A 10,589-nucleotide genomic window follows, 5' to 3' on the forward strand; every position below is an offset into this window, starting at 1 on the left:
AATTATTGTCAGGACGAGATCGCCAGCGCCGTGCAAACGCGAGGTGGCGTCATGGGGCTTTTTTCGAGTATAGATGTGCAAACATCCAACAAGAACGCACAAAAAAACCGGATCAACATGCAAAAAGATCTCACCTCCCTGAGCGCGCTCAACTGGGACGACCTGAAGTTTTTCCTCGAAGTGGCCCGCACCCGCAAGGCCAGCAGCGCCGCCAAACGCCTGAGCGTGGACTACACCACGGTGTCGCGGCGCATCAGCTCGCTGGAGGGGGCGCTGGGCACGTTGCTGTTCGAAAAGTCGCGGACCAACGGCTTTGTCCTGACCGCCGAGGGGCAACGCTTGCTGGGCTACGCGGAGTCGATCGAAAGCGCGCTGCACATGGCGTGCGAGCAGGTGTCCGGTTCAGGTGTGGCGTTGTCGGGCCATGTGCGCATGGGCTGTACCGAAGGCTTCGGCAGCTTTTTCGTTACCCCGCAGCTGAGCCATTTCGTCGATGCCTACCCGGCGATATCGGTGGATATCCTGCCGCTGCCGCACTTCATAAGCCTCTCCAAACGCGAGGCGGACATCGTCATCGCCCTGGAGCGGCCCGAGCATGGGCCGTATGTGTGCTGCAAGCTGTGCGACTATCGCCTGCGGCTGTATGCGACCCAGGATTACCTGGACAACCATGCGCCGATCAACCAGGTCAGCGACCTGGTTGGCCATCCGTTCATCAGCTATGTGGATGACCTGGCGTTCAGCTCAGAGCTGCTGTACCTGGCCAACCTGATTCCCAACGCCAGCGCGCACCTTCGCAGTACCAGCGTGATTGCACAGTACACGGCGGCGTTGCAGGGGCGAGGGTTGGCGATCTTGCCGTGTTTCCTGGCGGCGCAGGATGCGCGATTGGTCACGGTGCTGCCTGAGCAGATCGAGGTGACGCGGCAATTCTGGATGTATTGCCGGGAGGATCTGCGCAAGTTGAAGCGCATTACCTTGCTGTGGGATTACATTCGTGGGGTGACGGAGGCGAATGCGCCTTTGTTGATGGGGCAAACGCGTGAGATGCGTTTCGCTCAGGAGTGATGGGGCTGCTGTGCAGCCCATCGCCGGCAAGCCGGCCCCACGTTTTCCACTGCCTTCGAGGTAGTTGTGGAAGCACACCTTGGCCACACTTTGCGCCCGCTGCTCTGAGGTTCTGGCTATCAGCTCAAAGGCCTCGTTGGCCGCGGCTCAACGATAGCGCAACGCCATCATTGCGGTGAGAGCGCCCTTTCGCGGCACACGGCAGTTCCTACAGCAGTGCATCACACCTGTTCGAGCATCAGCCCGGAGATACGCCGTACCTTGCGTGCCACCGCTTCTTCGAAGATGCCCTGGCGTGGCTCGACCAGGCTGAAGCAATGCTTGGCCCGGGTTATACCGGTGTATACCAGCTCCTTGGTCAGCACGGGGTTGAGCGCATCGGGCAGTACCAGCGCGGTGTGGCTGAACTCAGAGCCCTGGGACTTGTGAACGGTCATGGCGAACACCGTTTCCACCTCGTTGAGCCGGCTGGGCAGCACGAAACGCACCCCGCCACTGCCGTCGTTGCGTGGGAAGGCCACGCGCAGCAAAGGCTCGCCCTGCTCGTCCGGCAAGCGCAGGGCGATGCCGATGTCACCGTTCATCAGGCCCAGGCCGTAGTCGTTGCGCGTCACCAGTACCGGGCGCCCTTCGTACCAAGGCTGCTGGCTGTCGATCAGCCCGGCGCTGTGCAGCACCCGCGCTACTCGCTCGTTAAGGCCTTCAACCCCCCAGGCGCCCTTGCGCACCGCGCACAACAACTGGAAGTCCTCAAAGCTGCGCAGCACCTTGCCAGCCCACTGCTCCCAGTGCGGGTCGTCGAAAGCACTGCCAGGCACTGGGCGATAGCGGCCAATGGTACGCAGATAGCTACGATAGCCTTGTGGCCCCTCAGCGCCGCGGTTCAGACCGTCCAGTATCAGCCGATCAAAGGCGCGGTCGTGCTCGCCGCGCAGGGCCAGGCCGAATACATCGGCCGGGGGCATGGTCAACAGGTCGCGGGCCGCCTGGGCTTGCTGGCGGTTGACCAGGCGCGCCAGCTGGCCGATGCCGCTGCCTTCGCCAAAGCGGCGGGAAAAACGCAGCATCACCACCTGCTGGGCCAATGGGTTGCGCTGCGCGTCGCCGGCCTTCAGGCCACTGTCGGCCAGCGACTGACCGCCAATCTGCTCCAGCCATGCCTGGGTAGCGGGTGAGTAGCAGCCCTCTTCGGCATCCCGGCACAGGTCGCCGAGCACCGCGCCCGCCTCGACCGAGGCCAGCTGGTCCTTGTCCCCCAACAGGATCAACCGGGCTTTGGGGGGCAAGGCATTGAGCAGGTTGGCCATCATTTCGAGGTCGATCATCGACGCTTCATCCACCACCAGCACATCCAGCGGCAGCGGGTTGCCTGCATGGTGGCGGAAGTGCCGCGACCCCGGACGGCTGCCGAGCAGCCGGTGCACGGTGCTGACATCGGTAGGAATCTGCCCGCGGACATCGGCACTCACCTGCAAGCGCTCGACCTGTTGACCTATGGATTCGGTTAGGCGTGCTGCAGCCTTGCCGGTGGGCGCTGCGAGGCGAATGCGCAGAGGCCTGCCCTGCTCGACCGCAGGTGCCTGCAGCAAGGCCAGCAGGCGCACTACCGTGGTGGTCTTGCCGGTGCCCGGCCCCCCGGTGATGATGCTGAAGCCGGCGCGGGTGGCCAGGGCACAGGCCAGTTTCTGCCAATCGACCTGGCCTGCCAGAGCGCCTTCGTCGAACAACTGCGCCAGGCGTGCAGGCAGGTCGGCGGGCGTGGCCTCGTCCTGGCTCAGGCGCTGGCGCAGGGTTTCGTCTATCTGCCGCTCATAACTCCAGTAGCGGCGCAGGTAGAGGCGCTCGCCGCTGATCACCAATGGCCGGGCGTTATGACCAGGGGTATTGCCAGTTGCAACCAGGGGGCTGGCGGCAATGCGCTCGCGCCAGGTGTTCAGGTCGAGGTTGGCGAGCAATTGCGACGGTAGCAGCAGCGGGCCTGCCAAAGCATCGCCCTCCGGCGGCAGCGACAGGGCGAAATCCGGCTCGGCAAGGGTTTGCTGCAGGTCCAGGCAGACATGCCCGTGGCCCAGTTGATGGCTGGCCAACGCAGCGGCCAGCAGCAACAGCGGATCGCTGCCGGGTGCGCGCTCTTCCAGGAAGGACACGAATGCCCGGTCCAAAGCCCGCAACCAGCCGCGCTCAACCCAGCGGTCGAGCAGTTGCAGCAGGTCTGCGCTGTTACGTTGTGGCGCCAGCGTCAGCAGGTGCTCTGCGTTCAATGGGGTAGGCAAGAGGTCATCAAGGGTGCGGCTCATGGCGCAGCTCCGGCGAACAGGTCCTGTTGTTGAGGCGCGTGAACGCCACGGAACAGCGCATCGAGCGCCTCGATCAACTCACGTGGCGGCTTGACGAAGTACACGCCGTGGCCGCTGCTGCTGGCCCCGCGCAAGAAGATGAACAGCGCACCGCCCACATGCCGGTCGTAATCGTAATCGGGCAGCCGTGCACGCAGCTGGCGATGCAGGGCCAGCAGATAAAGCACGTATTGCAAGTCGTAGCGATGCTCCAGGATCGCCTTTTCCATGGCCAGCGTGTCATAGGCCTGGATATCCGGGCCAAGCCAGTTGGACTTGTAATCGGCCACGTAGTAGCGGCCATCGAGCTCGAACGCCAGGTCGATAAAGCCTTTGAACATGCCGTTGAGCAGTGTCGGCTGAGCAGCGGGGCGCGCTGCGCCTGGATGGGTGTGGCGGGCGACCAACCGGTCCAGTTGCTCTGCATCGACCTGATGGCTGGCGAACCAGAATTCCATTTCTATCTGATAGTGCTGCAACTGCGCCAACGTCAGGCTCATGTCACGGGCCGGCAGTGGCTCGTTCAGCAGTTGCTGCAACCATTGGCTGAGTGTCGGGATCCAGCCGGTCCAGTCGCGCCGGTTGCAGCGCTGGCCGACGGTGCGCTCGATCAGTTTGGGGTTGGCAGCGACCTCGGCGAAGCCTTCGCGCCCGGCCCACTCAAGCAAACCATGGAGGAAGGTGCCGGGGTTCGGCCCGCGCGGGAAGCGGTGAATGTCGCCACTGTCGGCGGGCACCTCACGGGGCAGTTGAGCATCGATCCCCTCATCGTCGAGCAACTGCTGGGCCTGGGAACTGTCGCCCCCCAGTGTCTGTTCACCCACCCGCAAGGCGCTGTACGACGCGATCCACCAATGCTCCGCCGCTGCGCGACGAGGCTTGCGTGCAGGCAGCAGCTCGCGTTCGGCATGGGGCGATCGGTAGCGCACTTCGTCAGCCTCCGGCAGGCCGGCGCAGGCAATGTACGGGCAGCCTGCCTGCAAGCTCTGCAGCCAGCCCGCCAGTTGTTCCGAGCCCTGCAGTGGCACTCCGCCACCAAGCAGATAGCCGAGCGCGGAACGGTGCAGCTGCGAGCTTTTCTGGTTACCGCGCTTGAGGTCGGCGACGCCCAGCCAGCATGCGTGCTGGGCACGTGTGAGGGCCACGTAGAGCAGGCGCAGGTCTTCAGCGAGGCGTTCATCATCGGCCAGGGCAATCTGTGCCGGGTCGGGGGTCAGGGTCATCTGCGCATTGCCCTGGCTGTCGTGCCAGGCCAGCGGCAGGCGGCTACCGTCGACCGGTTTGCTGGTGCAGATGAACGGCAGGTAGACCAAGGGGTATTCCAGGCCCTTGGACTTGTGGATGGTCACGACCTTGACCAGTTGTTCATCACTCTCCAGGCGAAGGATCTGGTCCTCACCGGCCTGCCCGGCATTGGCCAGGTGCTCGGCCAGATGGCGGATCAGCGCTTGTTCGCCGTCCAGTTCGCCCGCCGCTTGCTGCAGCAGCTCGGCCAGGTGCAGCAGGTTGGTCAACACCCGCTCGCCATCGCTGCGGGCAATGAGCGTACGCGGCAACTGGAAGTCGTGCAGCAGGTGCCGCAACATCGGCAGTACGCCCTGGCGCTGCCAAGTGTCGCGGTAGCGGCGAAAACGCATTACCCAGTCTTCCCAGACCCGCTCGTCCTGGTTCAGCTGGTCCAGTTCGGCCAGCGACAGCTCCAGGGTCAGGCTGGCCAAGGCGGCCTTGAGCAGGCGCTCGGAGTCCGGCTCGGCGCAGGCCTTGAGCCAGGCCAGCAAGTCATGCGCCTCCTGGGCGGCGAAGACCGAGTCCTTGTCGGACAGGTACACGCTGCGAACGTCACGGGCGGCAAGCTCGGCTCGCACCAGCTGCGCTTCATGGCCGTCGCGTACAAGGATGGCGATGTCAGAGGGCAGGCACGGGCGCAGCTCACCGTCAGCCTTGCTGAAACCGCTCTGGCCGCGCTGGGCACCGTTGAGCAGGGCGACGATGTGGCTGGCGCAACTGGCCGCCAGTTGCTGCCGGTACAGTGTGCTGGAGACGGGGTCGTCGCTTTCCAGTTGCCAGCACTGCAGGGCCGCGATGGCTTGGCCGTCGATCAGCAGGCGTTCGCTGCGCCCCTTGGCGCGCACCTCGATGAACGGCAACGGGTTGTCATCGTCTTCTCGGAACAGGAAGGCGCCCCGCCCTTGCTCACGGGCTTCAGCCTGCAGAAACACCCGGTTGACAGCGGCCACCATGGCCTCGCTGGAGCGGTAGTTGGTGTCCAGGCTGTGCAGCCGGCCGGCGGTGGCGCGCCGCGCGGACAGGTAGGTGTAAATGTCGGCGCCACGGAACGCATAGATGGCCTGCTTGGGGTCGCCGATCATGAACAGGCCGGTTTCCTCACGATTTTCGCTGATGCGGTAGATGCGCTCGAAGATGCCGTATTGAACCGGGTCGGTATCCTGGAATTCGTCGATCAGGGCTACCGGGAACTGTTCGCGAATCAGGCCTGCCAATCTCTCGCCGGCTTCACTGGCCAACGCATGTTGCAGGCGCAGCAGCATGTCATCGAAGCCCATTTCGGCACGGCGGCGCTTTTCCACCTCGAAGCGCGCCGAAACCCAGGCAGCGGCGTGTTCGAGCAGGCGTGCATCGGGGCTTGCCAGAGCCTGCAGCTGTTGTGGCAGGTCTTGCATGGCGTGCAGCGCTGGGTGATCTGGAGGCTCACCGACCTTCCAGGCTTCGGCCATGCCTGCTGGAGTCAGGCGCGTAAAGCCAGTCCCAAGGTCAAGTTCCACTATCTGCTCATCAGCAGCCCAGGCGCGTAACTTGTCGAACCAGGGTTCGAAGAAGCGCGCCTGCAGCTTGCGGCCATCGGCCTGCTTGGCGGCGACGGCGTCCCGGCAGATCTGTTGCAACTGCTCGACCCATTGCGCCCATGGGGCTTTAAGCTGGTGCAACTGATCGGCGCGCTGCAGCAGCGCTGCATCAATCAGCGCTTGCGGTTCTTGCTCATCCTGCTGCGCACGCACGCGACCAAACAGGGGGCGGATCCTGGGCAACAATGCATCGGGGCTGCCCCAATGGCTACGCACCCAGCCCAGGGCCTCGCCGTGCATGCCGTAGCAGAACCGCCGCCAGTAGTCGCGCATGACCTGGCCAAGCAGTTCGCTATGGTCGGTTTCCAGGCTCTGGGTGAACAGGCTGCCGCTGTCGAAGGCATGCTCGCGAAGCATGCGCTGGCACCAGCCATGAATGGTCGAGACTGCCGCTTCGTCCATCCACTGTACGGCGATCTCCAGGCGGTTGGCGCAGCGCGGCCAGTGCTCGTGTAGGTAATCGTCACGTAGCTGGTGCAGCAGCGGGTCGGCTTCCTGTGACTCGCCGCGAAAGAAGCGTGCAGCTTCGGCCAGGCGCGCGCGAATGCGCTCGCGCAGTTCCTTGGTGGCGGCATCGGTGAAGGTCACCACGAGGATCTGCGGTGGCAGCAACTCGCGGCCAAAAGCGCACTCGCCGCCATGGCCGAGGATCAGCCGCAGATAAAGCGCCGAAATCGTGAACGTCTTGCCGGTACCGGCACTGGCTTCGATCAGTTGGCTGCCATGCAGGGGGAAACTCAGTGCCAGGGGGCGGACCTGGGTCATGCGCCACTCTCCGGGTTGCCCAGCGTCTGCCAGGCTGCGCTGAATAACGGGCGGTACAGGGTTTCGCACCAGCCTTCAAAAGTTTCGTCGGCACTGAGTGCGGCGAAGTCACGGAACTGTCGGGCCAGGGCCAGGCTTTCGCTGCGCTCACCGAAACTGGTGCGGCCATCACCTTCGTAAGCACGGGCAGCTGCGGCGAGGGCTTTGTCAGGATCGTCCTGGGCCAGCCAGGCGAACGCTGTCTTGGCGGCGACCGGCAGCGGCGCATTCATTGCGGCCTGGCGTGACACCAGCAGATGGCCGAGCTGCTCGGCAGCTTCGTGTTGTGGCAGTGGCGCGAGCAGCAGGGTGATGTCGCTGGCCAACAGGGCGCTATGCAGCGGATAGCCTTCGGCGCACGCCGCCAGGTGCATGACCCAACTGGCGATCAGCCGGTGCCACTTGAGGCTGTTACGCCCGGCGCTGATGGTGTTGGGCACCGTGGTGATGCTCAACAGGCTTTGGTCATCGGCCTGATACACCCGGCCAAGCCAACCCTCCAGGCGATGGCTGCCATGCTCGAAATGGATCGGCAGTGCGCCCTCGACCACGTTGGGCCAGCGCTGCAACAATTGGCGATGGCTTTGCAGCAGATCGGGCAGCGGCTGGATCAGCTCTGCCTGCAGAAGCTCGCCGAACCCGGCCAACGGCAGCATGCCGCACGCCTGCAGCCGGCGCGCCTGGGCTTGCAGCGCCTGCTCGGCGTTTTCCGGCTCGGCCAGCGCCGCGCCGAGCAGGCTTTCACTGGCGCTATAGCGCTGCAAGGCATCGAGGACAAACGGCTCCTCATCCGGCGTCGGCGCCTCCAGCGCCTCGAAGAACACTTTCAGGCGCTGGCTGAAGAAGTGACGCACCGGATGACGCAGAAAGTCCTGCAGTTGCGTAAGGGTCAGGGCTTCATCGCTGCTGTAAGCCGGCAGGCCAACATCCGCCTGTTTAGCCTCATCGCAGACTTGGTGCAGCAGCTGCCATTCATGGGCATAACTGAACAACGCGCTGCCTTTCTGGAAATAACGCGGGCTGAAGGGCTGCAGCGGGTGCTCTTGAGTCAACGCATGCAACAACTGCTCGCCCGCTTGCTGGCTGTCGCTGCCACCGGCCAGCCGCCAACCTGCCGCCAGGTGATCGCGCAGTTGGCCTATGAGCACGGATGCCGGGCGCTCGCTATTATCGCGGATGCTCCGGCCGACCCAGCTGATGTACAGCTGATCGCGCGCGGACAACAACGCTTCGAGCAGCAGGTAACGGTCATCCTCGCGGCGCGAGCGGTCGCCGGGGCGGTAGTCACTGGCCATCAGGTCGAAGTCCAGCGGCTGCTGGGCGCGCGGGTAATCGCCATCGTTCATGCCAAGCAGGCAGACCACTCTAAACGGGATGGCACGCATCGGCATGAGGGTGCAGAAGTTTACCGAACCTGCAAGAAAACGCTGGGACAGCTTGCCCTGATCCAGGCCCGACAACCACGCCTCGCGTATGACCGTGAGGGGCAACAAGTCCTGCAAGCCTACGGTCTCGCACACCTGTAGCCAGCTATCGCGCAGCTCCTGCAGTTGCATGAGCAGGAATTCGTCGTGCTCGCCTTCTGCCAGGAAGAACACTTGCAACAGCGCGTTCAGTCGCTCGCCCCACTGGGCCGCAGTGGCTGGCTGAGAGAGGGCATGGTTGGCCACATCGAGGGCGTCGAGCAAGGCCACCAACGGGCCGATCAGCGCAGCATCCAAGCCGCCGATTTCGTCGTAAGGTTCGATACCGTCACAGCCCTCCCCCATACCGACGGCATAACCCAACAGCATACGCCGCAGGCCGAACCGCCAGCTGTTCTGCTCCAGCCCTTCGGGCAGGCCCAGGGACGCTCGCTGCTCGGCATTGAGCCCCCAACGGACACCGGCGCCCTCGATCCAGCGGTGCAGCGTGGGCAGGTCGCTTTCGCGGATCCCGAAACGCGCTCGTACAGCCGGTACGTCCAGCAGATCGAGTACTTCGCTAACGGCGAAACGGCTGTCTGGCAGCTTGAGCAGATGCTCCAGGGCAATCAACAATGGATCACGCCCGCGCTGGCCCTGATCGGTCAGGGTGAAGGGTATGTAACGCGGGTCGTTGCGCTGTAGCTGGCCGAAAACGGCACGGATATGCGGTGCATAGTTGTCGATTGCCGGGAGCATCACGATGACGTCACGTGGGCGCAGGGTGGGGTCGGCACTGAAGCGGGCCAACAATTGGTCGTGCAGGATCTCTACTTCGCGTTGTGGGCTGTGGGCGATGTGGAAGCGCACGGAGCGGTCTTGCGCCAGATCGACCTCAGGCCACAGCTCACGGGTTTCGGCAAGCGGGCGCAGTTCGAGGATATCGTCCTGCAGCTGCTTGAGCAGTGTTGCCGGCTCGCTTTCGCTGAACAGGTCGATGCGTCCATCGCTGAATGCGCCCTGGTAGCTGCCTGGGTCATCATAACTGTCGAGCAGGTTGATGTAGTCGCGGCCCTGTTTGCCCCAGGCGGCCAGCAAGGGGTGGGCGTGCTGGTGCAAGGACTCGTCATCCAACTGCACGGGCATGCCCTGCTTGCGCTGCTGGCGCTTGTACTGGTGGCGCAGCAGGTCCTTGTCGGCGACGATGTCCGCCCAGTGATGGCGACAAGGGTTGTGCACACACAGTAATACCTGGCTGAACCGCGCAAGACCTGCCAGTGCCTCCAACGCTTGGGCAGGCAGCGATGAGATACCGAATACGATTACCCGTGAAGGCAGACCCGCAGGGGGTTGCTCAAGGCTGTTGATCCGCTCGATGAATCGCTGGTGCACCCCTGCACGGCTCTGGGCCATGCCTTGTTCACCTACATCCTCGAGCAAGGCCCGCCACAGCTCGGCCTGCCAGCGGTTGCCAGGTGCCAGGGGTTTGCGTTCGCCACGGGCCGTATTGAGGACGTGCTGGCCGGCAGCCCAGTCCTTGAGCCAGTCGGCACGATAGACCTGATACTGGTCGAACAGGTCAGCCAGGCGCTCTGCCAGCTGATAGCGTTTGCGTAGATCACCGTCGTCGGTGAGGAAGCGTCGCAACGGTTCGAAATGCGTGCGCTCGATCAGCGCTGGCAGCAAACGCATGAGTCGCCAGGTCAGCGGGGCCTTGTCGAGCAAGGAAACCTCTGGAATCTCGTCACGCCCGAGGACTTTTCTGTACAGCTGCCACATGAAGCTGCCCGGCAACTGCACTTCGATGGCAGCAGCGATCCCACAACCACCCTGGTCATCTTCGAGCGGGTCCTCGGCCAAGGCCAGCTTGAGCCACTGGGCGATGCCATTGCTTTGTACCAGGGCGATTTCGTTTTCCAGGGGGGCCAGCGGATAGCGCCGCATCCAGCTCACCACCAGGCTGCGCAAGTCGTCCAGGCGATTGCCGTGCACGATCATGAAGCCGGGATGGAGTGAAGTCGGGTTGGCCATTGATGGTTCTCTGGAAGGCAGTTCGGGCTGATGGGGAACGATATCACGGCTAGCCGCCGAGTCCGGGATCAGTAACAGCCAGA

4 protein-coding genes are annotated in these 10,589 nt (G+C 63.8%); 1 reads left to right on the top strand and 3 read right to left on the bottom strand.

Going from position 1 to position 10,589, the window contains the following annotated elements; translation table 11 throughout:
- Positions 1-117 precede the first annotated feature (117 nt).
- On the top strand, positions 118-1,068 hold the full coding sequence (locus tag ACEWE8_RS10775) for a LysR family transcriptional regulator (protein WP_395589303.1): 951 nt from the start codon (positions 118-120) through the stop codon (positions 1,066-1,068).
- A 221-nt stretch (positions 1,069-1,289) separates the two neighbouring features.
- Here the strand turns inward: ACEWE8_RS10775 and recD are convergent, their stop codons facing one another.
- From recD to recC, 3 genes are read right to left on the bottom strand one after another with little or no spacing between them, the layout of a single operon-like run.
- Positions 1,290-3,365, bottom strand: a complete 2,076-nt coding sequence (gene recD / locus ACEWE8_RS10780) for an exodeoxyribonuclease V subunit alpha (protein WP_046784693.1) — start codon at positions 3,363-3,365, stop codon at positions 1,290-1,292.
- The gene (gene recB / locus ACEWE8_RS10785; RefSeq protein WP_046784692.1) at positions 3,362-7,033 is read right to left on the bottom strand and encodes an exodeoxyribonuclease V subunit beta; all 3,672 of its coding nucleotides are present in this window, start codon (positions 7,031-7,033) and stop codon (positions 3,362-3,364) included. Before recB ends, recD begins: the two co-directional genes overlap by 4 nt.
- The gene (gene recC / locus ACEWE8_RS10790; protein WP_046784691.1) at positions 7,030-10,506 is read right to left on the bottom strand and encodes an exodeoxyribonuclease V subunit gamma; all 3,477 of its coding nucleotides are present in this window, start codon (positions 10,504-10,506) and stop codon (positions 7,030-7,032) included. The genes recB and recC overlap by 4 nt, the downstream gene beginning before the upstream one ends.
- Positions 10,507-10,589 lie beyond the last annotated feature (83 nt).

This window comes from Pseudomonas sp. TR47 (assembly GCF_044143025.1).
Classification (GTDB): Bacteria; Pseudomonadota; Gammaproteobacteria; order Pseudomonadales; family Pseudomonadaceae; genus Aquipseudomonas; species Aquipseudomonas putida_E.